Below are 24,632 nucleotides of genomic sequence, written 5' to 3'. Positions count from 1 at the left end.
GCCCACCGTCGAGTACGCGAACTTTGCACGCCCCAACGGCGTTTCGCGTGCAATCTGTGCGGACTCGACGGCGGGCGGAGAGCCAGGGAGCGGACGGGAGGGTTTGTTGCGCTCTGAGCGCGGAGGGCGCAGTTTTCCGCCGGGATGGGCAACAAAACGCTCGCGATCCCCGGATAGGCTCGATTCATCCACACGACTGCCGCGTGCGAGCGGCCGACCAGCGACGGGAGGTTCGTCATGTCTCAATTCGTCCAGCACTTCACCGCAGACGCCATTGTCGGGGAGCCCGAGGTCGTCGAGGACGCCCGCCCGGTCCGCGAGGTGGCGAACGACCCCGCCTGGCTGCGCCTCAAGGACGCCGCCGTCGCACTGCAGGCGCTTCAGGTGAAGGACGGCTCGGTCGAGCAGGAGTCCGACCGCCCGGCCGCCGCAGAGCACGTCCGCACCATCGTCGACTCGATCGCCGCACTCGCACCGGCGTTCCCGCACGACGCGTCCTACCTGGCGGCGCTGCAGCGCGACTTCACGCGCTGGGCGGACGAGGGCTTCGGTGTGCCCGACTTCCTCGACGCACTCAACGAGTTCCAGCCGCAGCAGCACCGCGTGGATGGACTGGGTCACCTGGTCGTGTTCCCGATGTACACACAGAACGGCAGCGCCGACCGTCACGTCGAGGCGCTCCTGGTCGAGGTGATCTGGCCGGAGTTCGTGGCGGAGCTGGAGGCGGGCGACTACGGCAACAAGCTGTTCGTCGCCCTGCGCTTCGTCGACTTCACGCCGGGCTACGACACCAACTCGGCCGTGCTCTTCCCCGAGACCGTCGCCATGCGCGAGATCCCGGCCTTCACCTGGGGCGCGATCTTCCAGGACCGCGAGGCCGCACGGTACCGCCGGGTCGTGCGCGCGGCCGCGGAGATCACGAAGCTGGAGCTCCCGGGCGACGCGGCCGCGATGCTGGACGACCAGCACCTCACGGAGGAGACCTTCGTGATGTGGGACATCATCCACGACCGCAGCCACATGCGCGGCGACCTGCCGTTCGACCCGTTCATGATCAAGCAGCGGATGCCGTTCTTCCTCTACTCGCTGGAGGAGCTGCGGTGCGACCTGACCGCGTTCCGCGAGTCGGTGAAGCTGGAGCGCGAGCTCAGCGCCCTGCCCGACGCCGAGCTCTCGGAGGCGCAGCGTGCCATCCGCGACCACGCGCACCTCGTGCAGTACGCGGTGATCTTCGACCGCATCTTCCGCTTCGCGATCACCGGCAGCCGCGTCCGCAACTACGACGGGCTCGGCGGTCAGCTGCTGTTCGCGTGGATGCACCAGCACGACGTTCTGCACTGGACGGACACCCAGCTCACCATCGACTGGGAGAACGTGCCGGACGTGGTCGTCGCCCTGAGCGACCGGATCAACGACCTGTACTGGCGTTCGATCGACCGCCCGAAGGTGGCGCACTGGCTGGCTGCCTACGAGATGCTCACCGAGACCCTCACCCCGCATCCCGCCTCCAACTGGGCGCGTGGACTGCCGGACGAGGTGCTGGCCGGGCCGCCGAAGGGCTACACCGACCAGGTGCTGGACGACGAGTTCCCGCTCTCGATGTTCTATGAGGCGCTGAACAAGAAGATGGCCGCCGTCATCGAGTCGACGGCCGGCATCACCGGGACGACAGACGCCGCATGACGGACGCCCCCTCGGCCGACCAGGCGGCCCGGCCCTCTTCGGAGGCCGGGCCGCTGGACGCGGACTCCGCGCGCGGTCGTCTCGTGCTGATCGCCGGCGCCACCAGCGCCTCGGGCGAAGCCGTCGCCCGTGCGCTGGTCGCGGCCGGCGCGACCGTTCTCGCCGTCGGAACGCGGGAGGAGGCGCTGGATGCGCTGGCCGCGGCCGTCCCGGGCGTCGAGACCCGCGCGTGCGACCTCGCCGACTGGCACGCCGTCACCGAACTGGCCATGCGCATCCACCTGAAGTTCGGTCGCATCGACGGCCTCATCCACCTCGTCGGCGGCTGGCGCGGCGGCGGAGGGATCGAGGGCCAGAGCGACGAGGACTGGGAGTTCCTGGAGCGGAGCTTCCGCACCCTCCGGAACACCAGCCGCATCTTCTTCGACGACCTCACCGCCTCCCCCGCCGGCCGGCTGGCGATCGTCTCGTCGACCGCGGTCGAGAAGCCGTACCCGGGCGGCGCGAACTACGCTGCGGCGAAGGCGGCGGCGGATGCGTGGGTGCGCGCGATCGCGCAGGGCTTCGCCAAGCAGGCGCCGCAGTCGGCGGCAACCGTCTTCGTGGTGAAGACGCTCGAGGGCCTCGAGTCGCGGCTCGGTGACGAGGTCGTGCGCCTGTGGGAGCAGGACGCGGCGGCGGTCAACGGCCGACGCATCCCCCTGGAGCCTGCGAGGATGGAGTCGTGACGCTTCAACTCCACGACCTCACCCTCCGCGGCTTCGCCTCCGACAACTACGCGGGTGTCCACCCCGAGGTCCTCGACGCCATCGCGGCCGCGAACAACGGCCACCAGATCGCCTACGGCGAGGACGTCTACACGGCCCGCCTGCACGAGGTGTTCGCCGAGCACTTCGGCGAGGGCGTCGAGGTGTACCCGGTGTTCAACGGCACCGGGGCGAACGTCGTCGGTCTGCAGTCGATGCTGCCCCGCTGGGGCGCCGTGGTCTGCGCGAAGACCGCCCACATCAACACCGACGAGGCCGGTGCGCCCGAGAAGGTGGGCGGCATCAAGCTGCTCCCGGTGGAGACGACCGACGGCAAGCTGACCCCGGAGCTCATCGACCGCGAGGCGTGGGGCTGGGGCGACGAGCACCGCGCCCAGCCGCTGGTGGTGTCGATCACGCAGACGACCGAGCTGGGCACGGCCTACACCGTTGAGGAGGTGCGGGCGATCGCCGAGCACGTCCACGCGCGCGGCATGAAGCTGCACATGGACGGCTCCCGGATCTCGAATGCAGCCGCGACCCTCGGCGTGCCGCTGCGGGCGTTCACCACGGACGCCGGCGTCGACGTCCTCAGCTTCGGCGGGACCAAGAACGGCATGCTCTACGGCGAGGCCGTCGTCGTGCTGAACCCGCAGGCGTCGGAGGGGATGATCTACCTCCGCAAGCTGAACATGCAGCTGGCGTCGAAGATGCGCTTCATCTCCGCACAGCTCATCGCCCTGCTGACCGACGACCTGTACCTGCGCTCCGCCGCGCACGCGAACGCGATGGCGACGCGGTTGCGCACGGCGCTCGAGGCGGGCATCGCCGATGGCAGCATCCAGGGTGTCGGATTCAGCCAGAAGACGGAGGCCAACGGCGTCTTCGCGACCCTGCCGACCGGTGTCGCCGACCGGCTGCGTCAGCACTTCCGGTTCTACGACTGGGATGCGGCCAACAACGAGGTCCGCTGGATGTGCGCGTTCGACACCACGGAGGAGGACATCGACGCCTTCGTGGCGGCGCTGGTCCAGGAGCTCGGGGCCTGAGAGGGCTCACCCTCGCACTGGGGGCAGACCGGGGTACAAAATTGTCCTCCATTTGACCCACATAAATGCGACTTTTGCTGTAGTCTCAAAGAGCGGCGGAGGAACCCGAATATCCATCCGGCGTAACCCCGAAACGTATGCCGGGCCGTGTGAAGAACCCTAGTCTTCCCACAGCCCGGCATCGTGGGTTAACGGCGGATGCTCGGCTCCACGCGGACATCGCGCTCCACCCGCAGCGCGCCCAGGTGCAGCTGGCGCGCCGTCGCACTCTCGTTCCAGGAGTGGAAGGCGATCACGTCCGTGCCGTCCGGTGCGACAGTGAGCGAGTTGTGGCCGGGACCGCGCAGGTCGCCGCCGCTCGCCAGCAGCGCCGGCTGGTGGACGTGTTTCCACGGGCCGAGGGGATGCGCGGAGCTCGCGACGCCGACGGCGTAGCCGGGGCCGGTCCACGCACCGCCGGAGTACGTCAGCCAGTACCGGTCGCCGCGACGCAGCACCGCCGGCCCTTCGAGCGTGTGCCAGTCGAAGCGGCGGCCGTGGATGAGGCGGTCGCGCTCGTACAGCTGCCAGTCGGCATCCGGGGCGAGCACCGGGACGGGCGGGCCGGCCAGGGACGTCATCCCCTCGGCCAGCGGCGCGACGGCGAGGTGAGTGCCCGGGCGCTCGTGGTCGAGCACATCGCGCGCGAAGAAGAGGTACCAGCGTCCGTCGTCGTCCTGGAACGGGTGCGCGTCGATGGCGAACAGCTCGTCCGGTGTCAGGTCGACGCCGAGGTCGCGGAACGGCCCGACCGGCGACTCCGCGTGCGCCACCCGCAGGTGGTGGCCGTCGATCCCGCGTCCGACGGAGTAGTACATCCAGTAGGCGCCGTGCGCGCAGGCGACTTCGGGGGCCCAGTAGTCGGCCCCGAGCCGATCGTCGACACGGTCCAGCACGGCCCCTGCGCTCTCCCACCTGACCAGGTCGGGGGAGCGCAGCGCTTCGAACACGCGGTCGGCCTCGCTGCCCGGGTGGGTGCCGTACGCGACATACCCGCCGTCGGGGAGGCGCAGCACGAACGGGTCGGCGAAGTACCCCTCCCAGACCGGGCCCCAGTGCCGGGTCACGCGGAGACCGTCACCGGTCACGGCGCGAGCTCCGGCAGGCCGTCCTTCCACGTGACCGCGACGGCGTGCATGCCGCGATAGGCGAACGCTTCGTCCCACGAGTGGAACAGCATCCAGTCGCGGCCGCGGAAGGTCACGAGATCCTCGCCCCCGGGGCCGAGGTAGCGGCCCTTCGACCCGGGAGTGGAGAGCAACGGCTCCTTCTGCTTCGTGTACGGACCGAGCAGGCTCTTCGCCGTGGCGACGCCCGTGACGTACGAGGAGTCGGCGTAGTCGTTGGCCGAATAGAGCAGCACGTACTCGTCGTCGTGCCGCACGATCACGGGCGCCTCGACGAGCGTGCCCTCCCACGATTCGGTCTGCTTGATCAGCCGCGTCGGCTGTCCGGTCAGAGCGGCGCCGTCGGCCGACAGCGGCTGAGCGGAGATCCACGTGTCGTAGCCGCAGCAGTTGCCGTCGTTCTTCCACACGAGGTACCGCTGACCTGTCCCGTCGGCGGCCACACTGGCGTCGATCGCGCCGCCCTCGTCCACCGGGCAGACGAGGGGCTTGTCGGCCGTGGAGGCGAACGGGCCCTCCGGGCGGTCGGCGAAGGCGACGCCGATGCACTGGAACCTGCTGGCCGCATCCGATGCCGTGAAGTAGAGGGCGAAGCGCCCGTCGGCGAGTTGGGCGGGGCCGGGGGCCCAGGTCTTGCCCTTCACGGCCCACGACGGCAGCTGGGGCAGCGCATCCTGCTCGCTCAGGGTCCAGGTCTTCATGTCGGAGGAGGTGGCGACCTGGACGTTCACGGCCGCGGTGTTCGTCGCGTACGCGTACACGCGATCCCCCACGACGAGCGCGCCGGGATCGGGGAAGTCGCTGTCGATCTGGAACGGAGCGACCTCCGTCGACGGCGACGCGCTCGGCCCGGATCCCGCCGAACATCCGGCGAGCGCCGCCGCGAGAGCGATGACCGCGGTCGCGGCGGCGGCCGTTCGGCGCATCCTCACCCCTTGACCCCGCTGGTGGCGACGCTCTCGACGATCTGCTTCTGCGCGAAGAAGAACAGGATGAGCACCGGCACCGACGCGATCACCGCGCCCGCCATGACGATGGCGTAGTGGGTGGAGTACGCGCCCTGCAGTTGCGACAGTCCGGGCTGCAGGGTCAGGTTCTCGGGGCTCAGCAGCACGTAGACGGGCCACAGGAAGTCGTTCCAGTTCGCGAGGAAGCTCAGCACCGCGAGCGTCGCGAGCGCCGGTCGCGCCAGCGGCAGGACGATCTGCAGGAAGATGCGGAAGTCCCCTGCTCCATCGATCCGCGCCGCCTCCTCGATCTCCGCCGGAAGGCCCACGAAGAACTGCCGGAGGAAGAACACGCCGAACGCGCTGGCCGCGCCCGGGATGGTGATCGCCCAGATCGTGTCGAGCCAGCCGAGGTTCTGCACGATCAGGTAGTTCGGGATGAGGAAGATGACCGGCGGCACGAGCAGCGTCGCGACGATCAGGCCGAAGACGATCCGCTTGCCCCAGAACTCGAGCCGGGCCAGCGCGTACGCGGCCATGGAGGCGGTCACCAGGATGATGATCGTCTGCAGCGCCGCCGCCGCGAGGCTGTTGAGGAACCAACGGAACACCGGCTGCTGCCCGCTGGACAGCGTGGTGTACGCGTCGAACGAGAACGGGTTCGGCAGAGCCGAGTACGGGTTCCGGATCGCGTCGCCGTCCGTCTTGAACGACGTGAGCAGGATCCACAGCAGCGGCAGGATCACGACGAGCGCGAGCACGATCAGGACGGCGTAGAGCACGCTCTTGCGGAGCGCGACCTGCGGCGTCTGCTTGCGCCGGGCGCGCACCGGGGCCGGTCGCTGCTCGGTCTGCTTCTCGGGGGCGGTCGTCGTCATGAGGCGCTCTTCTCTGCCCGCTCCCGCTGAAGCCGGAAGTTGACGATGCTGATGATCGCCAGGAACGCGAAGAGCACGTAGCTCATCGCCGAGGCGGCGGCCATGTTGTTCTGCGAGAGACCCTGGTCTGCGATGTACATGATCGCCGTGCGCGTCTCGTTGCCCGGGCCGCCCTTCGTGATGATGAACGACTGACCGAACATGTTGGCGCTTGCCAAGATGGTGATCGTGATGACGAAGGTCATCACCGGGCGGAGGCCGGGGAGCGTCACGCTGAAGAACTGGCGGACGGCACCCGCGCCGTCGAGCGCTGCGGCCTCGTAGAGGTCGGGGCTGATGCCTTTGAGCCCCGCCAGGATGATGACGGTGTTGAAGCCCATCGTCCACCAGACCGTCACGCCCGCCAGCGTGACCCAGACCCAGGGCGTGTCGACCGTCCACGGCAGGTTGTCGGGCAGGCCGATCATCCCGAGCAGGTGGTTGATGATGCCGGACTGGGTGTCGAGGAGGTACTTCCAGATCACGCCGATGACGGCGACGCCGAGCACGTACGGCGCGAAGAAGACGCCGCGGAAGAACGCGCCGGCACGGATGCGCTGGTTGAGCAGCACGGCGACCAGCAGCGGGATGACGAGCAGGAACGGCACGCTCGCCAGCGTGAAGATGCCGGTGGCCGACATCGACTGCCAGAAGTCGCCGGAGGTGGCGCTGCCGGGGGTGAAGAGGTCGAGGTAGTTCTTCAGCCCGACGAAGGACTGGGTGACCCGGAACGGGCTCCAGTTGGTGAGGCTGATCCACAGGCCGAAGACGGCGGGCGCCAGAACGAAGACGACGAACAGGATGAGGAACGGCGCCAGGAACAGGTAGGCGACACCCGTGCGGCGCGGAGCGCCGGGGCGCCGGGCACGGCCCGAGCGGAGCGGGCGTGGCGCCCCGGTCTCCCGGGGCGCCACGATCGAAGCGGTGTCAGTCACCGTACTTCTCTTTGTTCTGCTTCAGCAGCGTGTCGGCCTTCGCCACAGCGTCGTCCAGCGCCTGCTTCGGGTCCTTCTTGCCGGTGATGGCTTCGTTCACCGCGGTGGTGATGGTCGCCTCGACCGTGGTGATGCCGGGGGCGATCGGCTCGTAGTGCGCGTACTTCAGCTCGTCCAGGAACGGCTTCAGGTTCGGGTAGTCCTGCACCAGCTTCGGGTCATCGCGGACCGAGTTCTTGGCGGGGAGCTCACCGGTCTGCGGCCAGTCGGCGGAGTTGTCGTTCATCCACTTGACGAACGTCGCGGCGGCCGCGGTCTTGTTCTTGTCCTGACCCTTGTTGTTCATGAACATCCAGTGGGTCGAGCTCGACCAGACGGCCTTCTGGTCACCGATCTGCGGCACCGCGACGGCCTGCCACTTCAGCTTGTCGAACGCGGTGTTCGTGGTCTGCCAGACCCCGTTCCAGTTGAACGCGGTCTTGCCGGCGATGAGGGCGTTGATGTTGCCGTCCTGCGCGACGTCGGCCGGGCTGTAGCCCTGCTTGATGAGGTCGGTCATCCAGGTCAGGGCCTTGACTCCCGCCTCGGAGTTGAACGTCGCCTTGGTGACGTCCTTGTCGAAGAGGTCGCCGCCGAACTGCCACAGCAGGCTCTCGAACTCGAAGGTGCCGGTGAAGACGTAGCCGTCGACCCATTCGCCCTGGACGCCCGCCGCCTTCAGCTTCTCGAGCGCCGCCAGGTAGGAGTCCTTGTCCTGCGGGATCGTGTTCGGGTCGACGCCTGCCGCCGACAGCACGTCCTTGTTGACGTAGAGGCCGAGCGGGGTGACGCTCCACGGAACGGCGTACTGACCGCCGTTGTACTTGCCCGCGTCGAGGAGGCCCTCCGGGAAGTCGCTCGCCTGGTAGCCGAGGGACTTCACGATCGAGTCGGCCTTGAGGACGAGACCCTGAGCCGCGTAGGTGGCGATGTCGTCGCCGTGTCCGACCGCGACGTCCGGGCCCTTCCCGGCCTTGACCGCGAGCGGCATCTTGCGGGCGATGTCCGCCCACTCCATCGGGACGTCCTTGACGACGATGTTCTTGTGCTCGGAGTTGAACTTGTCGATGAGCTTCGGCACCAGCACGGGGGCTGCGCCGCCCGTCCAGCCGTTCCAGAAGCTGATGGTGACCTTCGGCCCGTCGTAGGTGCCGGAGGAGACTTCCGCTCCCCCTGACCCGGCGCTGCTTCCGCAGGCCGTCAGCGCGAGCCCGAGGCCCGCGGTGACCGCCACCGCGATCGCGCGTGCGGCGAATCGCTTCTTCATGTGATCTCTCCCTTGAGTGAGCCTTTCACGCAGCCCTTCCGTCGGGGCGGCGGCGTGATCGGTGGTGCTGGAGCCGGTACTCTCGGCGTGCTTGGCGAATTTACAGCGCTGAACACGGCGTGTCAACCTCACGATGCCTGCATTGGATGGGTCCCTGTAGAGTGACCCCGCGAGGAACCGATCGCCGACGCGGAGGGAGAGGTGCCATGGCCGTCAGGCTGCAGGATGTGGCGGAGCACGCGGGCGTGTCCATGAAGACCGTCTCCAACGTCGTCCGCAACTACGCGCACGTCAGCCCGGCCATGCGGGAGCGCGTGCAGCGCGCGATCGACGAGCTCGGCTACCGCCCCAACATCATGGGGCGACGGCTCGCCACCGGCCGCACCGGCCTGCTCGCGCTGGCCTTCGCCGACGTGACGCTGCCGTACTTCGCCGAACTCGCCCGCGTGGTCGCCGACGAGGCGGAGCGACGCGGCTACCGCGTCCTGCTCGAGCAGACCGAGGGGACGATCGAGGGCGAGCGCGCGGTCGTCTCCGCCGGCGAGTCCGGGCTGGTCGACGGCATGATCTTCCAGCCGAGCGTCATGAACTCCGCCGAGCTGGCGCAGTCGCGCACCGACATCCCGCTGGTGGTGCTGGGCGAGAACGCCGCACCATTGACCGTCGATCGCATCATGATCGACAACGTGGAGGCCGCCAAGGCGGCGACGGAGCACCTCCTGGCGCTCGGGCGGCGACGCATCGCGTTCGCCGGGCACGAGAGCGCACGGCCGACGCGGACCTCGAAGCTCCGCATCGCCGGCTATCAGCAGGCCCTGGAGGACGCGGGCATCACCGCGGAGCCGGAGCTGCTGATCTCGAGCATCTCGGTCTCGGCGGGCAACGCCGTGCGCGCGGTGGGCGCGGCCCTCGACGCCGGGCTGCGGTTCGACGGCCTGGTCTGCCGCGACGACCTCGCTGCGATCGGCGCCCTGCGCGCCCTGCAGGAGCGCGGCATCCGCGTGCCCGACGATGTCGCGGTGACGGGATGGGACAACACGCCGATGACGGCCGTCACCTACCCGTCGATCACCTCGGTCGCGCCTGACATGCGGGGCCTGGCGTCGCGTGCGGTGGAGATGCTGCTCGAGCGCGTCGGCGGTTTCGACGGCATGGGCCGCCACGAGCTCGCGCCCTTCTCGCTCGTCACGCGCGAGAGCGCGCCCGCCCTCCCCTGACGGTCGGTTTTCCGACTTTACAGCGCTGCATGAATCGTGCATGCTAATGGGATGCTCACCGAGGAACGCCGCACGGACGCGGCCACCGCCCAGGACGGCCGCTACCCGCGGCCGCAGCTCGTCCGGGCCGACTGGCTCGACCTCTCCGGTCCGTGGACGTTCGCGTTCGACGACGACGACCGCGGCCGGCGCGAGCACTGGGAGTCGTCCCGCTCGCTGCCCGGTGTCATCCAGGTGCCGTTCCCGTTCGAGTCCGAGGCGTCCGGCGTGGGCGACACCGGCTTCCATCCGGTGGTCTGGTACCAGCGCACCGTGCTGAGAGACGAGATCCCGGCCGGCGAACGGCTGCTGCTCAACCTCGGCGCGGTCGACCACGCGTGCGAGGTCTGGGTCGACGGGCGCTCCGCCGGAAGCCACGAGGGCGGCTCGACCCCTTTCGTCCTCGACATCACCGACCTCGCCGGAGACGGCGACGTCTCGATCACGGTCCGCGCCCAGGACGACCCGGCCGATGTGGCGCAACCGCGCGGCAAGCAGGACTGGCGGCATCACCCGCACTCCATCTGGTACCACCGCACGACCGGGATCTGGCAGCCCGTCTGGCTGGAGGCGGCGCCCGAGCTGCGGATCGAGCAGCTGCACTGGCTGACCGACGTGCCGGCGGGAGAGGTCACAGCACAGCTCCGTCTGAGCCGCCCCGCCCCGACGGGCACGACCGCGACGATCACGGTGGAGCTGGGAGGAGAACGGCTCGCGAGCATCCGGACCGCGATCGACGGACGCGAGGTGGAGATCCCGTTCCGCATCCACCGCCAGACCAACGGGCAGGCCTACGAGGAGCTGCTCTGGTCGCCATCCCATCCCACGCTCATCGATGCGACGGTGACGCTGAGCGGCCCTGCGGGCGCCGACGATGTCGTCGCGTCGTACTTCGGGCTGCGGTCGACCGCCGTCGAGGGCGGGCGCTTCCTGCTCAACGATCGTCCCCTCTACCTGCGCTCTGTGCTGAACCAGGGGTACTGGCCGGCGTCGCACTCGGCGGCGCCGAGCGCGGACGCCCTGCGCGCCGAGGCCCAGCTCATCCTCGACCTGGGGTTCAACGCCACCCGCCTGCACCAGAAGTACGAAGACCCGCGGTTCCTGTTCTGGGCCGACAAGCTGGGCCTGCTCGTCTGGGGCGAGGCGCCCGCAGCGTACGCGTTCAGCCCGGAGGCCGTTCGGCGCAGCGTCGCGGAGTGGTCGGCGATCCTGGACCGCGACCGGTCGCATCCCTCGATCGTCACCTGGGTGCCCCTCAACGAGAGCTGGGGCGTGCAGCACCTCGCCCACGACCCGCGGATGGTGTCCTACGCCAAGGCGCTCGTGCACCTGACCAAGACGGTCGACCCGAGCCGGCCGGTCATCTCCAACGACGGCTGGGAGCACGCGGCGTCCGACATCCTGTCGATCCACGACTACGACCACGACCCGGAGCGGGTCCGCGAGCGGTACGCGACGCGGGACGGCATCCTCGCTGCACCCTTCACGCTTCCCGGCCGCCGTCTGGTCGTCGATGCGGAACAGCGGCTCGACGTCCCCATCATGCTGACCGAGTTCGGCGGCATCTCCTACACCGAAGACGGTCCGGAGGATGCCTGGGGCTACTCCACTGCGAGCAGCGCGACGGAGCTCGTGGAGCGGCTGCGCGCCCTCGTCGGCGCCGTGCGCTCGTCCACCGCTCTGGCGGGCTACTGCTACACGCAGCTGGCTGACACCGGCCAGGAGACCAACGGGCTCGTCTTCGAGGACCGCCGCCCGAAGGCGCCGATCGAGGAACTGCGGGCCATCTTCGGAGCGTGAGCACCCTGGTGCGGCGGGGCGATGGGAGAGCAGAATGACGCCGTCGCCGTAACCGTCTCTCCTCGAGGAGCGCCCATGTCTGCATCCGCCGCGGTGAGCCCCGCCGCGCACCTCCGTCGCCGCTCCCGGGAGGCGCTGGCGGCTCTGGCCGTCCAATACCTGCTCGGCATGGCGGCCAACCTCATCGGCGAGCCGGACAGCACGTTCCTCCGCGTCGTCGACGCGATCATCATCATCCTGCACGTGCTGATCGCGATCGGCCTGGTGGTCGTCAGCGTCCGCGTGCTGCTCGCGGCCCGGGCGGCCGGAGTCGGCGAGCGGCTGGCCGTGTGGGGCCTGGTGGTGATGGTGATCAGCTTCCTGGCGGGCGTCCTCACGATCTCGATCGGCAGCGACTGGGCGTCCTACGTGATGGCCGCGGGCTTCCTCGTCGCCGCCGCGCTGTACGCCGGGACGTTCCTGGCGTCGTACCGACTGGATCGCGCGGCGTCCGCGTAGCGGCGCACATTCGTGCCGAATGTGCGGGTCACGACCAGTAGGCGTAGCGCGATGCCGGCCGGAAGCCGAGCGACGCGTAGAGGGCGTGCGCCGCCGTGTTGCCGGCGAGCACCTGGAGCCACAGGCCGTCGACGCCGTGCTCGGCGGATGCGGTGGCCAGCGCCTGGACGAGCGCGCGGGCCAGCCCGCGGCGCCGGGCCGAGGGGCGCGTCGCGACGGCGAACAGGCCTCCCCATCCGTCGACGATGGCCAGCCGAGCGACCACGTCCGGTGCGGCGGGGTCGCCGTGGGCGGCGTAGAGCGCGGGACCACCGCGGAGGATGCGCGCGGCGACGGCGCGCTCGGCGGCTCCGCCGCGGCCGTCGACGGACCACCAGGTGTCGAGCCACGCGTCGTCGGGGTGGTCGGCGATGCGCACTGGCGCGGCGGTTGCCGGGGCGGCGGCAGCCGGGCCGCCGGCGACCGTCTCCCGGTCGGCGACCAGGATGTCGGTCTGCGAGTGCTCGCGGTACCCGCGCTCGGCGAGGACGCCGCCCAGCTCGGGCGACGATGCAGGACTCACCTGGAACACCGCGGGCAGCGACCGTGCCGCGTACCACCGCTCGGCGGCATCCACCGCGGCGCCCGGGTCATCGACGGGACCGGAGGTGAGCACCGAGTTCGCGCGGTTCGTGACACCGGATGCGGCGCGCAAGGTCCACCCCTCCAGGCCCTCGCGCTCCAGCGCGGGCCAGCCGCGGTCGGCGAGGCGGTCCAGGGCGGCGGCATCAGGCAGGTGCACCTGTCGACGCTAACGCAGGCGGCGGCCCCAGCATCCCGATCTCGATCGACGAGATCGAGATCGACCCGGATCACAGCGAGAAGCACATGCTCAAGCGGCTCGGCCTCGACGAGCGCGAGTTGCGACATCCGGTCACCACTCGGCCCGAGCTGCAGGCGGTCTTCGGTTCGTAGCGCCAGCGCGAGTTCACCGGTCTCGCGCGAGCGCGAGAACAGGGACGGCAAGAGCTCGCCCGATGCCGATCGACGCGACGACACACCAGAGGGATGCCCCGGCACACGCCCAGAGCGCGGCCTCGGGAACGCTCAGCAGCTGGGGGGCCACCACGCAGGTCGCCCCCGCCGCGGCCGCGGCGAACAGCCCGCCGCGTAGCGCCTCCTCGCCGAGAAGGATGAGCGCGAGCGACGACCGTGAGGTGCCGGACATCCGGTAGGCCGCGAGTTCGCTCGACCGGGCGAAAGCGAAGAGCGCACTCGTGAGGCCACCGACGCCCGCACACAGAAGGATCACCCATTGCCCCGGTCGTTCGGTCCACTCGTGCAGCGGGTCGCTGGTCAACTGCAAGGAGGGGATCGCCGAGACGGCACCCCCGCTGACGTCGAGCTGCGCGGAGATGAGAGGGCCGGCCTCTTTCGGGTCGACCCCACGGTGGAGCACGACGATGCAGGCCTCCGCGGTGCCCACGTGTGAAGCCAGCGGGACGAGAATCGATCCGTTCGTCGGGATGCCCTCGGGTTGGACTCCTGCGGGGATCGCCCGTCGCGGAACACCCTCTCCCAGCTGCACGAACCTGCCATACTGCGCTGGTTCGAGGCGGCTGCCCACCAGAGCGTCGGCGCGATGCAACCCGGGAAAGAGACTCGTACTCGCCGCGAATACGGGCACACGTGCCCCAAGCTCCGGGATGGACCGGTCGCCTTCTTCGACGAGAATGCCCGAGCGCTCGACGTCGGAGCGCAGCGAAAGCGCCTCACAGGAGTCCCGGGTCACGGAAACGGCCGCCCGAGGATTGGACGCTCCGAGGTGGAGCACGGCGCTTCCCCGCGCCTCGAGAGCTGCGACGTCTCGGCGGAAGTCCTCGGCTTCAGCGGCCAGAACAGCGGGGCCGGCCGACCCGAGCAGACCGGCCACTGCGACGAGGACGACGGCCCTGGCGCTGCGCGAGAACGTGTTGTGGAGCGCTTCACGGGCGATCAGGAGCAGACGCCAGCTAGACGGTCTCATCGGTCGGCCTCAACTCGACGAGCAGATCGGACGCGGCCATGAGCAGCGGGTCGTGCGTGGCGACCACGACGACCGCCGCGCTTCGCAGGTCGACGAGAAGGCGTGCGATCGTCCTGGTGTTGGCCGCGTCCAGGCTCGCCGAAGGCTCGTCGGCCAGGATGATGGGCCGCGAACTGGCCAGAGCACGAGCGAACGTGACCCGCTGCTTCTCTCCGCCGGAGAGTGCGCGCGCCGGAAAGGAGGCAGCCTCGGCCATCCCGACCATGTCCAGTGCCTCCATGGCGCGCCGTCGGGAAGCCGCGAGGTCTGCTCCTTCGCTCAGTGCGCCGATCGCCGCATTGTCCAGGACCGTCCGCGAGCGCAAGAGGTGCGCCTCCTGCGCTACCCAGGCGACATCGCTCATCCTCGGAGTACGGCGCGCGCCGCCGACCTCGAGCCAGACGGCGCCGCGAGTGAGCCGTTGTGCGCCCGCCAACACGTTGAGGACAGTCGACTTGCCGCTGCCGGACGGCCCGACGAGGGCCGACACACTACCTGCCGGAAAGCATCCCTGGAATCCCGCGAACACCTCCCTGCCGCGAAAGCACACGGCCCCGTCTTCGATCAGGATGCGCATCGGGCTCTTACCTCGCGCGGCAGCGAACCGGCGTCGCGCGCAACGACGCGGGAGCGCAGCGCGCCGTCGACCAGGGTGACCCCGAGCTCCGTTGGATCGGCGTCGGCGAAAACCAATCGTTCGACCCGGGAGCCCCGCTCCGCCCACCCGCGCGTCGATCCGCTGGCGAAGACGCATCGTGTCCCGTCGGGGCCGAGGAGCACGGCGCTCGACGGGACCGTTCCCCGGGCCTCGCCGACCGATGAGACGAGAGCGGCGCCGCTGTAGGTCGTCGTTCGCGGTGACTCACCCTCGCTCACGGGTGGGTTCAGGCTGCCGCTCCGGACTCCGGCGACCAGGAGGTCGCGAAGGGGAGCCAGCTGATCCGCTCCCACCGCCAGAGTCGGCAACGCCAGCGAACCATCGCCGACATCGAGGGTGGACTCCGCCCCGCTCTGCACGGCGGGTTCCTGCTGGGACCCGCTGCGCACCAGCCGAGCCGACAGGACTGGACGCGAACCGACGGCGACGACCCGATCCGCCGCCAAGACATCGCCGAGCACGAGTCTCACCGAATCGATCGCGCCGAATCCCGGCGGGACGAACAAGACGTAGGAGCGCCGGAAGACGCCGTCCGGGTCATACCCGGCTGCGCGCTGGAAGCTCTTGACACCAGCGGCGACCCGTGGGCCGAACCGTCCATCCGTCATGTCGCGCGAAAGCAGGCCGCGGTCGGCGAGGAACGCCTGGAGCGCCTGGACGTCAGCCCCGAACGCGCCGTCGCCGAGATCTCTGTGAAGGGGTACCCCACCCGACATGGCGAACACCGGGTGGCCATCGACCGAGAACAACTCGGCACCGGACCCGATCACCTGCGTGGGCGCGAACGTGATGCCGGTGACCGTTCCCGACAGCTGACTGCGCAATTCGGACTCCGGCCCTTCGTCGAGGATCACGTCGACCGGCTGGCGCTGCTGAGGTTGTCTGGACCCGACGGTCACCACGCTCGGCGACGGACCCTCCACGGAGCGCTTCTGCTCGGCCTTCGCTCCGTGCGTCGCGGTGACGAATACGGCGACCGGGCTCGCCCACAGCACGACGACCAGCATGATGCCGACGATCCCGCTCCACACCGGGCGACGCCCCGGTCGTCTCGACTCACTCCTCAAGCGTCGGACAGTCTGTGAGTTCGATGCCGTTGGCCTTGAGAAGGTCCGCGTTATCCGCCTTCTTCTCCTTCGGCGTGATCCCCTTGCTTCGCAGGCAGTTCGCGAGCCAGCGGGCCGTGTATGACACATCGTCGTGCGCGACCTGCCAGTTCCCGTCGACCTGACCCCAGTAGTAGTCGTAGCATTCGGCATCGATTCCGGCATTTACGGCCGCGCCCGGGATACCGCCTTCGATCAGGTAGCCGTTGCGCCGTTTGTCGACGATCGGGTAACCCCGATCCGCCATGCACGCCTCGAATGCGTTGTAGCCGGCCTCGTACTCGTCCCAGGTGACCTCGCCGTCGGCAAGTGCCGCCGCCTGTTGCGGAGAGATGCTGGGACCGGCCGAGGCCGCGGGCGCCGTTGCGGAGCATCCCGCTAGCGAGAGCGCAGTCGCCAAAGTGGCCGCATGCAGAAATGCGCGCAGGCTCATGTGCGGATGAGGGGATTCCCGATGGACGCGTCGGTAACGGTGTGCTCTCCCCCGAACACGCGATAGCCGACGGCAGGCTGGGTGACCTGCCCGTCGCCCTTCTTCCAGAACGTCCACTGCGCCGAGCCGCCCGAGACGTTGTAGCCCACGCGGATCTTCACCTCACCACACAGGCGCTTCTCACCCGCCGTGAAGCTGTTGCCCGTGGCCGAGCTATAGCCGACGAATGAGTCGTACCACGTGCACTTACCGTTCACCGTCCCGACAGCATGCGCGGGCGCCGCCGTGACGACCGATACTGCACTCAGCACGACCGCGAACGCAGCTCCGATACTGGCCTTCTTGAACCGCATCTCTCCTCCTCGAAAAGACTCTCGTAGAGTTGAAATTAGCGTTTCTCGTTCCTTATTTGAATACGTCCGTCCTGTTATAAAGGTATTGCGATTGGCACGGTCCCACTCCACGACCAACGGCGCCGCAATTGCCTCGGTTCACTCTTCAAGGACCGGACAGTCCTTCAGGTCGATACCGTTCGCCTTGATCAGTTCCTCGTTGTCTGCCTTCTTCTCCTTCGGAGTGATGCCGTTACTCCGAAGGCAGTTGGCGAGCCACTGTGCAGTCTCGGACACGTCGTCGTGGGCTACCTGCCATTTCCCGTCGACCTGTCCCCAGTAGTGGTCGTAACACCGAGCGTCGTCACCGGAGTCCACAGCCGCGGCCGGCACCCCGAAATCCATCAGATAGTCCTTGCGCTTTGGCTGGTACAGGGTGAACCCGGCCCTCTCCAGACATGAACGATAAGCGTCGAAGCCTGCCTTGTACTCGTCCCACGTGATAGCGCCGTCAGCAAGAGCCGCTGCCTGCTCCTTCCAGATCGATGCGGGCGGCGTCGGAGCGCTCCCGCTACTTGTTCCGGCACATCCGCTCATAGCCACGAGGACGAGCAAGACCGCCGGCGCTCTGAGCGCTCTCATGTGCGGATCAGCGGGTTTCCGATAGAAGCGTCTGTCACGGTGTGTTCTCCACCGAAGACCCGATAGCCCACGGGACCTTGCTTGACCATTCCTGATGCCTGCTTCCAGGGTGTGTAAAGGGCTGTTCCGCCAGAGACGTTGTAGCCCACCCGGATACGGACGTTGCCACAGAGGCGCTGCTCCCCTGAAGTGAAGCTGTCCCCAGTAGCCGAACTCGTGCCGACGAACGAGTCGTACCACGTGCACTTGCCGTTGACCGTGCCGACGGCGTTGGCGGGTGCCGCTGTGGCAACCGACGCTGCAGCCAGAACGACAGCGAGCGCCGCTCCGATGGTGGCCTTCTTGAACCGCATCTCTCCTCCTCGAAGTAGCTTCGTAGAGTTGAAATTAGCGTTTCTCGTGCCTTATTTGAATACGTCCGTCTTGTTATAAAAGCACTCGCTCGGAGAGGTCAGCGCGAGGCGCGCGCATCCACCGACGGCACCTCGGCCCGCTCGGTGACGAGGACGTCCGTCTGCGATTGCTCCCGGTAGCGCTCCCCCAAGACAGCGTGCAGCCCCGGGGGGCTCGCCGGGCTCACCTGGAAGACCGCGGGCAGCGGCCGTGCCGCGTACCACCGCTCGGCGGCGTCCACCGCCGCAACGGCGTCGGCGACCGGTCCCGCGGTGAGCACCGAGTTCGCGCGGTTGGTGACACCGGTCGAGGCCCGGAGCGTCCAGGCGCCGAGCGGTTCGCGCTCCAGCGCGGGCCAGCCGCGGTCGGCGAGGCGGTCCAGGGCGGCGGCATCAGGCAGGTGCACCTGTCGACGCTAGCGCAGGCGGCGTACCGTGCCTGCCATGACCGATACCCGAACCGCCGCAACGGAAGCGCTGACCGAGAGCGAGATCGCCGGACTGAGCGCCAAGACCGTCGCCCATGTCATCCACTACCGGCGCAAGACCTACGTCACCAAGCCGTCCGAGGGCTACGCCCTGCTCAAACGCGTCCGCACGCTACTGCGCGACGGGACGACGGATCTCGTCCCGCTGGTCCACCGCGACGGCTTCGTCTGGCTGGCGATCGGCCCCAGCATCCCGATCTCGATCGACGAGATCGAGACCGACCCGGGTCACAGCGAGAAGCACACGCTCAAGCGGCTCGGCCTCGACTAGCGCGAGTTGCGACACCATGTCACCACTCGGCCCGAGTCGTGACATCATGTCGCGACTCGGGCCGGAGGCCGGGCGGGGGCCGGATGGGGCGTGAGGCGTCAGGCGCCGGCGGCGGGGACGAGCTCGCGGGGAGGAGCCACCGTGTCGGCCGCGGGGGCGACCTTCGCGGCGGCGGCCTTCGCCCGGGGCTTGGCAGGCGTCGAGGCGGCGGCCGGCGCAGGCGCCGGGACGGCGACCGGGAGTGCCGGGAACGTCGGGATGGGCGCGGTCTCGGCCGGGCCGGCGTTCGTGGCGAACTCCTTCAGCCACGGCAGGAGCTCCGGACCGAGATCCTCCCGGGCGACCGCCATCTGCACGATCGCCTTCAGGTAGTCGAGCCGGTCGCCCGTGTCGTAGCGGCGCCCGCGGAAGATGACGCCGTGCACGCCGCCCGTCCAGGCGGGAGCGGTCGCGAGGCCCTCGAGCGCATCCGTGAGCTGGATCTCGCCGCCCTTGCCCGGTTCCGTCTTCTCCAGGATGTCGAAGATCTCCGGCCGCAGGACGTACCGCCCGATGACCGCGTAGTTCGACGGCGCGTTCTCGCGGCTGGGCTTCTCGACCAGGCCGGTGATGCGCACCACGTCCTCGTCATCGGTCTCCACCACCGCGGCGGCGCCGTAGAGGTGGATGGACTCCGGCGGCACCTCCATCAGCGCGACGACCGTCGTGTTGAGCGCGTGCTGCACCTCCAGCATGCGGGAGAGCAGCGGGTCGCGGGCGTCGATGATGTCGTCGCCGAGGAGCACGGCGAACGGCTCGTGCCCGATGTGCATCTTGGCGCGGAGCACCGCGTGGCCGAGGCCCTTCGGGTCGCCCTGTCGCACATAGTGCATGTCGGCCAGGGAGGTGGAGTAGCTGACCTTGAGGAGCTTGTCGCGGTCGCCCTTCTTCTCGAGGGCGTCCTCCAGCTCGGCGTTGCGGTCGAAGTGGTTCTCGAGCGCGTTCTTGTTGCGTCCGGTGATGAGGAGTACGTCGTTGAGGCCGGAGGTGACGGCCTCCTCGACGACGTACTGGATGGCCGGCTTGTCGACCACCGGGAGCATCTCCTTCGGCATGGCTTTGGTCGCGGGCAGGAAGCGGGTCCCCAATCCCGCCGCGGGGATGACGGCCTTCGTCACGTAACTGGTCACGGTCTTCTCCTTGCAGTGGGGTGCCGAGGTGCCCGTAGGTGTCGCCGACACGCGGTGCGGGAGCGCACCTGCGAGCACCTCGGCGAAGAGGGATGGGTCAGCGGACGGGGGCGAGGGCGGCGAGGTCGTCGGCCAGCGGGGCCAGCTCGGGCACGGTGCCCATGGCGAGCACGCTCCAGCCGGCGCGGTTCCACGCGGCGGCGTCGAGGCAGTTGCGACCGTCGATGACTGTCCGGCCCCGGACCAGCTCACGCAGACCCGCCGGGTCGGCGGTCGTGAACTCGTCCCACTCTGTCAGCACGACCGTCAGATCGGCTCCGGTCAGCGCCTCCTCCATCGAGTCGGCATAGCCGAGGGTCGGATAGAGCCGCTGGGCGGTCTCGCGGGCCTGCGGGTCGTAGACGACGACCTGCGCACCGCGCAGGTGCAGCGCCGCCGCTACGTTCAGCGCCGGCGAGTCGCGGACGTCGTCGGTGTGCGGCTTGAAGGCGGCGCCCAGCACGCCGATGCGGCGGTTGAGCACCGATCCGCCGAGCGCCTTCAGCGCGAGGTCGATCACGCGCTGGCGGCGGCCCATGTTGATCTCGTCCACCTGCTGGAGCAGGCCGACCGCCGCGTGGGCGCCCAGCTCGTTGGAGCGGTACATGAGAGCGCGGATGTCCTTGGGCAGGCACCCGCCTCCGAAACCGAGGCCGGCGTTGAGGAACTGGCGGCCGATCCGCACATCGTGGCCGAGGGCGTCCGCGAGAAGCGATACGTCCGCCCCGGCTGCGTCGCACACCTCGGCGATCGCGTTGATGAACGAGATCTTCGTGGCGAGGAACGCATTGGCGCTGACCTTGACCAGCTCGGCCGTCGGCAGGTCGGCCACGAGGACCGGGCAGCCCTCGGAGATCGGCTTCTCGTAGATGCGTCGGAGGGTGGCCTCCGCCTTCGCGGAGGTTCCGCCGAACACGAGGCGATCGGGCGAGAGGGTGTCGTCCACCGCCTTGCCTTCGCGCAGGAACTCGGGGTTCCAGACGAGCTCGACGTCGATCCCTGCGGGTACGGCGTCCGCGATGATCGCACGGAGCCGCGCGCCCGTCCCGACCGGAACCGTCGACTTGCCCACGATGAGCCCGTCGTGCGTGAGGTTCTCCGCGATCCCGCGCGCCGCGGCCTCCACGTAGGAGAGGTTCGCCGCGAAGGAGCCGGACTGCTGAGGCGTCCCGACGCAGATGAAGTGCACGTCGGAGACGGCGACCGCCTCGGCGAGGTCGGTCGTGAAGGTGAGGCGTCCGGCGGCGACGTTCCGGCGGATGAGCTCGGGCAGGCCGGGCTCGAAGAACGGCGCGCGTCCCTCCTTGAGCTCCTCGACCTTGCGCGGGTCGGTGTCGACGCCGACGACGTCGAAGCCGAGCTCGGCCATGGCGGCCGCGTGGGTGGCGCCGAGGTAGCCGGTGCCGATCACGCTGATGCGGGGAGCGGGCTGGTCCTTGGACTTCTTGGGAGCGGTCATGACGATCGTCCTTTCTGGTGGTCAGGGAGCGGGAGTGAGGGCGAAGTCGTCCTCGGGTCTGGTGAGGCCGGTGATGAAGGCGGAGAGGGAGTCCGCCCGGGAGTCGATGCGCCAGTCGTTGGTGGCGCGGACGCCTTCGACGTAGCTGGTCACCGCGAGGTTGAACCACGAGAAGCCGATGATGTCGTCGTTCTCCGGTTTGGCGAGGGCCTCGAAGAAGGATGTGATCCAGGCGGCCTTGTGCCCTTCCGTCTCCGACGCCCCGACCTCGGCGAGCATGATCGGCTTGCTCGTGATCGAGCGCAGCTTGTCGAGGCTCGCCTTGAACGTGTAGTCGAAGCTGAAGTCGTTGTCGGCCTTGTAGGGCGGCCGAAGGTAGCCGGAGAGCCCCACCCAGTCGACGTACCCGTCACCGGGGTACAGCGACTCGAGGTAGCCGGGAACCTTGTGGGAGGCGGGGAGGTTGTTGACGATGTTCGGCGCCCAGACCCACACGACCAGGTTGTTGGCGCCCTCCTGCTGGAAGATGTCGTGGACGTGCCGCCACATCTTCACGTAGTCGCCCGCGCTGTTGCCGTTGATCGAATTGCCCTGGCCGTCGGTCTCCGCCCACGGGTACCAGATGCCGTTCATCTCGTGGTCGAGCCGGATCCCCAGCGGGAGGCCGGTGGCGACGATGTCCTTGGCGTACTGGTGCAGGTAGGCGTCGAAGTCGCCGCGGATGATGTTCGGCAGCGAGTACGCCGGCTCGTCGACGGTGTCGTTGCCCGCGTCGATCGGACGCGACTCCCAGGTCATCATCGGCATCCGGCCCTGCTGCCAGGAGCGGGTGACGGCGTTGGCGCGGAAGGTCTCATCCCAGCCGCTGAAGTAGCCGACCATGTTGGGCGAGACGCCGACCTTCGCGCTCGTGGAGTCGAAGGTCGCCCAGTTGAACGGCGCCTGCTCGGTGTACATGCCGTAGAAGCGCTTGGCGGGGTTCACCAGGTCGGCGCGGGCGGGAGCGGTGATCGGCGCAGCGGCGTTCCCGCCGGACGAACCGGAGCCATGGTTTCCCGCGGCCGTCGAGCCCGACGTCGAGCCGGAGGTGCCCTTGGCCTGGGCGGCGGACAGCTGCGCCTTCACGCTCGCGAGCTGGCTCTCGGCCGCCGCGGCCTTCTGCTGGGCGGTCGCGAGCTGCTTGGCCGCGGCCGCCTGGGCGGCGAGGGTCGCCTTCTGCAGCGCAGTCAGCTTGCCCTTCTGGGAGGCGATCGTCTCGGTCGCCCTGTCGAGGTTGCGCTTCAGCTCGGCGTTCTGGGCCGCGAAGGGCGTGACCACTTCGGCGGCCTGGTCGACGGCCTTGCGGAGGGGGGCGCCGGTCGGCGACACCCAGACGTAGGCCGAGATCCCGACCAGCACGGCGGTGAGGACGATGGCCGCGACGGCGGTCGCCTGCGAGCGGGACTTGGACTGGGACCACCAGGCGGCGGCCCCGGTGGGGGCGGTCTGGTCAGACAAGGAAGAGAGCCTCCAGGGTCAGGATCGCGATTCCGATCAGGTACGGGATGGCGGCGAGCGGGTTGAGCCGGCGGCGGGCGGCCTTCGTGGGCTTGGCTGCAGGAGCGGTGGCTGCCGCCTTGACCTCGGCCCGCGTGGCGAGCTGCGTACGGGTGGCCAGCGCCGTCGCGGTGGTCATTCCGCCGACGGAGTCCGGCAGCACCGCGGGCGTGTGACCCGACGGAGCGCCCGCGGTGGAGTGCGCCGCGATCTCCTCGTCGGAGCTGATCTCGGCGGGACCGCCGGCGTAGGCGCCGGCGCGGGTGCCCCATCCACTGGCGTGCGCCATCCGGAAGAACCCGATCAGGCGGATCGGCATGAGGAAGAACGTCGAGACGATGATGAAGACCGGCAGGCGGAAGAAGTCGCTGGGCTTCTCGGAGAGGTGGCGGATCTGCCGGATGGACATGCTGATCACCGAGGAAGCGACCATCAAGGCCACGACGGTGAGGATGCCGCCCTCGATCCCGTAGGACTTCAGGAAGCCCTCGTAGAAGTTGTAGCCGCCGCCGGTGATCGAGCGGTAGATCCAGCCGCCGATGACGCCGGCCAGCATGAACGGAAGGATGATGTCCATCACGAAGAAGAACGCCAGCACCGGAGCGTGCCCGAGCATCCACGGGAGCATGCGGAGGGTGTTGTACTGGCTGCCGCGCGCCCAGCGGAGCTGCTGCTTGAAGAGCTTCTTCACCTTCAGCGGGGCGTCGGTGTAGACGAGGCTGGTGTGCTGGTAGACGGTGCGGTAGCCCTCCTTCAGCGTCAGGTTCGTCAGCGTCCGGTCGTCGGAGACCTCGAGGAAGACGCCGAGGAACTTCTCGGTCATGAACTTGTCCATGACCCGCATCAGGATCGAGCGGCGGAAGGCGATGGTCCGGCCGGGGAGGCAGCCGATCTGGCCGACGACGCTCTGCGCGGGCATCGAGTAGAGGGCCCGCGAGTTCTCCAGCCAGTCCGCCCAGCGGGTGATCCAGCTGCGGGTGGGCTCCAGGATGCGCTGCTTGGTGGTCACGCCGCCGACGCGGTCGTCCGCGAACGGCTTGACGAGCTCCGACAGCGTGCCCTCCGTCCAGATCGTGTCCGAGTCGACGAGGACGGTGATCTCGCCTGTCGACATCTTGGTGCCGATCATCACTGCGTTCCGCTTGCCGGGGATGGGCGTGTGGACCCAGCGCACCAGCGGTGCGAACTCCTCGCACACCTCGGCGAGCTCGGGGTTGGGGGCGCCGTTGATGACGACGATGATCTCGCCCGGCTTCTGCTCGACCATGCGGCCGAGGACGTCGCGGAAGAGGTCGAGGGGCTCGTCGACGACGGGCACGACGACACTGGTCGTGCCGTGGAACTCGCCGGTGTAGCCGCGGTAGCGGCGGGACATGAGCACTTTGACGATCCAGATGACCCAGATCAGCGCCGAGTAGATCGCGAAGAGGTAGAACTCGGGATGCCCGCCCAGCATGTGGCGGAGCTGCAACAGGAAGATGAACACGGACGGGACCTCTCACGGTGGGGTGGGGGTGCGGCATCCACAGCACTGGGGATCTGGTCGGGTTCGGGTGTGCTCAGTTCTACGTGGCGGTGCGGGGCACCCGCAAGTGGGGGTGGAACGGGCATCCTCAGCGTGTCGCGGCGTCCCCCTCCCTGCGGTGTCCGCAGACACGCGGACACCCGGAGAGGCGCCTGGAACGGGGCTGATACCGCGGGGGGTGCGGAGGAGACCGGCTGGTCAGGGCCGAGAAATGCGTTCCCACCCGATTCACCCC

The 24,632-nt window shown here is 69.0% G+C and carries 25 protein-coding genes; 7 read left to right on the top strand and 18 right to left on the bottom strand.

Annotated features, from left to right (window positions below; translation table 11 throughout):
• Positions 1-237 precede the first annotated feature (237 nt).
• From BLW09_RS01575 to BLW09_RS01565, 3 genes are read left to right on the top strand one after another with little or no spacing between them, the layout of a single operon-like run.
• Complete coding sequence (locus BLW09_RS01575) at positions 238-1,683, top strand: DUF6421 family protein (RefSeq protein ID WP_089907527.1); 1,446 nt, start codon at positions 238-240, stop codon at positions 1,681-1,683.
• Positions 1,680-2,411: an SDR family NAD(P)-dependent oxidoreductase gene (locus BLW09_RS01570; protein ID WP_089907524.1), complete on the top strand. Its 732-nt coding sequence runs from the start codon at positions 1,680-1,682 to the stop codon at positions 2,409-2,411. Before BLW09_RS01575 ends, BLW09_RS01570 begins: the two co-directional genes overlap by 4 nt.
• Entirely contained in the window at positions 2,408-3,478 is a 1,071-nt protein-coding gene (locus BLW09_RS01565; RefSeq protein ID WP_089907521.1) for a threonine aldolase family protein, read from the top strand. The genes BLW09_RS01570 and BLW09_RS01565 overlap by 4 nt, the downstream gene beginning before the upstream one ends.
• 188 nt (positions 3,479-3,666) lie before the next feature.
• On the opposite strand, the gene BLW09_RS01560 is transcribed toward BLW09_RS01565, so the two are convergent.
• The 5 genes from BLW09_RS01560 to BLW09_RS01540 are packed head-to-tail and all read right to left on the bottom strand — an operon-like array spanning position 3,667 to position 8,749.
• Positions 3,667-4,584, bottom strand: a complete 918-nt coding sequence (locus BLW09_RS01560; protein ID WP_231946986.1) for a glycoside hydrolase family 43 protein — start codon at positions 4,582-4,584, stop codon at positions 3,667-3,669.
• 17 nt (positions 4,585-4,601) lie between these two features.
• Positions 4,602-5,570, bottom strand: coding sequence for a glycoside hydrolase family 43 protein (locus BLW09_RS01555; protein ID WP_089907518.1), 969 nt, complete (start codon positions 5,568-5,570; stop codon positions 4,602-4,604).
• A gap of 2 nt (positions 5,571-5,572) precedes the next feature.
• Positions 5,573-6,469, bottom strand: coding sequence for a carbohydrate ABC transporter permease (locus tag BLW09_RS01550; RefSeq protein ID WP_089907516.1), 897 nt, complete (start codon positions 6,467-6,469; stop codon positions 5,573-5,575).
• Positions 6,466-7,443 (bottom strand): carbohydrate ABC transporter permease, encoded by a 978-nt coding sequence (locus tag BLW09_RS01545; protein ID WP_089907513.1) that lies wholly within the window; start codon positions 7,441-7,443, stop codon positions 6,466-6,468. Before BLW09_RS01545 ends, BLW09_RS01550 begins: the two co-directional genes overlap by 4 nt.
• Positions 7,436-8,749 (bottom strand): ABC transporter substrate-binding protein, encoded by a 1,314-nt coding sequence (locus BLW09_RS01540; RefSeq protein WP_089907510.1) that lies wholly within the window; start codon positions 8,747-8,749, stop codon positions 7,436-7,438. Before BLW09_RS01540 ends, BLW09_RS01545 begins: the two co-directional genes overlap by 8 nt.
• A 206-nt stretch (positions 8,750-8,955) precedes the next feature.
• On the opposite strand from BLW09_RS01540, the gene BLW09_RS01535 reads away from it, so the two are divergent.
• The 3 genes from BLW09_RS01535 to BLW09_RS01525 all read left to right on the top strand — a co-directional run bounded on the left by BLW09_RS01535 (position 8,956) and on the right by BLW09_RS01525 (position 12,303).
• On the top strand, positions 8,956-9,966 hold the full coding sequence (locus tag BLW09_RS01535) for a LacI family DNA-binding transcriptional regulator (RefSeq protein ID WP_089907505.1): 1,011 nt from the start codon (positions 8,956-8,958) through the stop codon (positions 9,964-9,966).
• A gap of 51 nt (positions 9,967-10,017) precedes the next feature.
• Positions 10,018-11,805 carry a glycoside hydrolase family 2 protein gene (locus BLW09_RS01530; RefSeq protein WP_089907502.1) on the top strand — a complete coding sequence of 596 codons (1,788 nt, stop codon included), beginning with the start codon at positions 10,018-10,020 and terminating at the stop codon, positions 11,803-11,805.
• 75 nt (positions 11,806-11,880) lie between these two features.
• Positions 11,881-12,303 (top strand): hypothetical protein, encoded by a 423-nt coding sequence (locus tag BLW09_RS01525; protein ID WP_089907498.1) that lies wholly within the window; start codon positions 11,881-11,883, stop codon positions 12,301-12,303.
• Positions 12,304-12,331: 28 nt separating this feature from the next.
• Here BLW09_RS01525 and BLW09_RS01520 read toward each other — a convergent pair whose 3' ends face one another.
• The 9 genes from BLW09_RS01520 to BLW09_RS01485 all read right to left on the bottom strand — a co-directional run bounded on the left by BLW09_RS01520 (position 12,332) and on the right by BLW09_RS01485 (position 18,317).
• On the bottom strand, positions 12,332-13,084 hold the full coding sequence (locus BLW09_RS01520) for a GNAT family N-acetyltransferase (RefSeq protein WP_089907495.1): 753 nt from the start codon (positions 13,082-13,084) through the stop codon (positions 12,332-12,334).
• 186 nt (positions 13,085-13,270) lie between these two features.
• Positions 13,271-14,308 (bottom strand): hypothetical protein, encoded by a 1,038-nt coding sequence (locus tag BLW09_RS01510; protein ID WP_089907489.1) that lies wholly within the window; start codon positions 14,306-14,308, stop codon positions 13,271-13,273.
• Positions 14,295-14,924, bottom strand: a complete 630-nt coding sequence (locus tag BLW09_RS01505) for an ABC transporter ATP-binding protein (RefSeq protein WP_157696881.1) — start codon at positions 14,922-14,924, stop codon at positions 14,295-14,297. The genes BLW09_RS01510 and BLW09_RS01505 overlap by 14 nt, the downstream gene beginning before the upstream one ends.
• A complete protein-coding gene (locus tag BLW09_RS01500; RefSeq protein ID WP_157696880.1) occupies positions 14,912-16,012 on the bottom strand; it encodes a peptidoglycan-binding domain-containing protein in 1,101 nt (366 codons plus the stop codon). Before BLW09_RS01500 ends, BLW09_RS01505 begins: the two co-directional genes overlap by 13 nt.
• A gap of 49 nt (positions 16,013-16,061) precedes the next feature.
• Complete coding sequence (locus BLW09_RS18835) at positions 16,062-16,544, bottom strand: hypothetical protein (protein WP_157696879.1); 483 nt, start codon at positions 16,542-16,544, stop codon at positions 16,062-16,064.
• Positions 16,541-16,897 carry a hypothetical protein gene (locus BLW09_RS01495; RefSeq protein ID WP_089907484.1) on the bottom strand — a complete coding sequence of 119 codons (357 nt, stop codon included), beginning with the start codon at positions 16,895-16,897 and terminating at the stop codon, positions 16,541-16,543. Before BLW09_RS01495 ends, BLW09_RS18835 begins: the two co-directional genes overlap by 4 nt.
• 138 nt (positions 16,898-17,035) lie before the next feature.
• Positions 17,036-17,518 (bottom strand): hypothetical protein, encoded by a 483-nt coding sequence (locus tag BLW09_RS01490; protein ID WP_089907482.1) that lies wholly within the window; start codon positions 17,516-17,518, stop codon positions 17,036-17,038.
• Positions 17,515-17,871 (bottom strand): hypothetical protein, encoded by a 357-nt coding sequence (locus tag BLW09_RS18830; protein WP_157696878.1) that lies wholly within the window; start codon positions 17,869-17,871, stop codon positions 17,515-17,517. Before BLW09_RS18830 ends, BLW09_RS01490 begins: the two co-directional genes overlap by 4 nt.
• Positions 17,872-17,969: 98 nt before the next feature.
• A complete protein-coding gene (locus tag BLW09_RS01485; RefSeq protein WP_197682047.1) occupies positions 17,970-18,317 on the bottom strand; it encodes a GNAT family N-acetyltransferase, cg3035/Rv0428c family in 348 nt (115 codons plus the stop codon).
• Positions 18,318-18,354: 37 nt separating this feature from the next.
• On the opposite strand from BLW09_RS01485, the gene BLW09_RS01480 reads away from it, so the two are divergent.
• Entirely contained in the window at positions 18,355-18,669 is a 315-nt protein-coding gene (locus BLW09_RS01480; RefSeq protein WP_089907480.1) for a hypothetical protein, read from the top strand.
• A 98-nt stretch (positions 18,670-18,767) separates the two neighbouring features.
• On the opposite strand, the gene galU is transcribed toward BLW09_RS01480, so the two are convergent.
• The 4 genes from galU to BLW09_RS01460 all read right to left on the bottom strand — a co-directional run bounded on the left by galU (position 18,768) and on the right by BLW09_RS01460 (position 24,358).
• A complete protein-coding gene (gene galU, locus BLW09_RS01475; RefSeq protein ID WP_089907478.1) occupies positions 18,768-19,838 on the bottom strand; it encodes a UTP--glucose-1-phosphate uridylyltransferase GalU in 1,071 nt (356 codons plus the stop codon).
• Positions 19,839-19,935: 97 nt separating this feature from the next.
• Positions 19,936-21,336: a UDP-glucose dehydrogenase family protein gene (locus tag BLW09_RS01470; RefSeq protein WP_089907476.1), complete on the bottom strand. Its 1,401-nt coding sequence runs from the start codon at positions 21,334-21,336 to the stop codon at positions 19,936-19,938.
• A 21-nt stretch (positions 21,337-21,357) separates the two neighbouring features.
• Complete coding sequence (locus BLW09_RS01465; RefSeq protein WP_089907474.1) at positions 21,358-22,833, bottom strand: glycoside hydrolase family 26 protein; 1,476 nt, start codon at positions 22,831-22,833, stop codon at positions 21,358-21,360.
• A complete protein-coding gene (locus BLW09_RS01460; protein ID WP_089907472.1) occupies positions 22,826-24,358 on the bottom strand; it encodes a glycosyltransferase family 2 protein in 1,533 nt (510 codons plus the stop codon). The genes BLW09_RS01465 and BLW09_RS01460 overlap by 8 nt, the downstream gene beginning before the upstream one ends.
• Positions 24,359-24,632: the final 274 nt, after the last annotated feature.

Source organism: Leifsonia sp. 21MFCrub1.1 (assembly GCF_900107895.1).
Classification (GTDB): Bacteria; Actinomycetota; Actinomycetes; order Actinomycetales; family Microbacteriaceae; genus Leifsonia; species Leifsonia soli.
This window is presented reverse-complemented; position numbering and strand designations above follow the sequence as displayed.

What these genes read in the sequence shown, in the direction of transcription:
- BLW09_RS01470 (WP_089907476.1), bottom strand. Translation starts at nt 21,336, where the DNA reads ATGACCGCTCCCAAGAAGTCCAAGGACCAGCCCGCTCCCCGCATCAGC.
- BLW09_RS01530 (WP_089907502.1), top strand. Translation starts at nt 10,018, where the DNA reads ATGCTCACCGAGGAACGCCGCACGGACGCGGCCACCGCCCAGGACGGC.
- BLW09_RS01480 (WP_089907480.1), top strand. Translation starts at nt 18,355, where the DNA reads ATGACCGATACCCGAACCGCCGCAACGGAAGCGCTGACCGAGAGCGAG.
- BLW09_RS01495 (WP_089907484.1), bottom strand. Translation starts at nt 16,897, where the DNA reads ATGCGGTTCAAGAAGGCCAGTATCGGAGCTGCGTTCGCGGTCGTGCTG.
- BLW09_RS01500 (WP_157696880.1), bottom strand. Translation starts at nt 16,012, where the DNA reads ATGCTGGTCGTCGTGCTGTGGGCGAGCCCGGTCGCCGTATTCGTCACC.
- BLW09_RS18830 (WP_157696878.1), bottom strand. Translation starts at nt 17,871, where the DNA reads ATGCGGTTCAAGAAGGCCACCATCGGAGCGGCGCTCGCTGTCGTTCTG.
- BLW09_RS01575 (WP_089907527.1), top strand. Translation starts at nt 238, where the DNA reads ATGTCTCAATTCGTCCAGCACTTCACCGCAGACGCCATTGTCGGGGAG.
- BLW09_RS01505 (WP_157696881.1), bottom strand. Translation starts at nt 14,924, where the DNA reads ATGCGCATCCTGATCGAAGACGGGGCCGTGTGCTTTCGCGGCAGGGAG.
- BLW09_RS01570 (WP_089907524.1), top strand. Translation starts at nt 1,680, where the DNA reads ATGACGGACGCCCCCTCGGCCGACCAGGCGGCCCGGCCCTCTTCGGAG.
- BLW09_RS18835 (WP_157696879.1), bottom strand. Translation starts at nt 16,544, where the DNA reads ATGAGCCTGCGCGCATTTCTGCATGCGGCCACTTTGGCGACTGCGCTC.
- BLW09_RS01510 (WP_089907489.1), bottom strand. Translation starts at nt 14,308, where the DNA reads ATGAGACCGTCTAGCTGGCGTCTGCTCCTGATCGCCCGTGAAGCGCTC.
- BLW09_RS01550 (WP_089907516.1), bottom strand. Translation starts at nt 6,469, where the DNA reads ATGACGACGACCGCCCCCGAGAAGCAGACCGAGCAGCGACCGGCCCCG.
- BLW09_RS01525 (WP_089907498.1), top strand. Translation starts at nt 11,881, where the DNA reads ATGTCTGCATCCGCCGCGGTGAGCCCCGCCGCGCACCTCCGTCGCCGC.
- BLW09_RS01490 (WP_089907482.1), bottom strand. Translation starts at nt 17,518, where the DNA reads ATGAGAGCGCTCAGAGCGCCGGCGGTCTTGCTCGTCCTCGTGGCTATG.
- BLW09_RS01540 (WP_089907510.1), bottom strand. Translation starts at nt 8,749, where the DNA reads ATGAAGAAGCGATTCGCCGCACGCGCGATCGCGGTGGCGGTCACCGCG.
- BLW09_RS01555 (WP_089907518.1), bottom strand. Translation starts at nt 5,570, where the DNA reads ATGCGCCGAACGGCCGCCGCCGCGACCGCGGTCATCGCTCTCGCGGCG.
- BLW09_RS01535 (WP_089907505.1), top strand. Translation starts at nt 8,956, where the DNA reads ATGGCCGTCAGGCTGCAGGATGTGGCGGAGCACGCGGGCGTGTCCATG.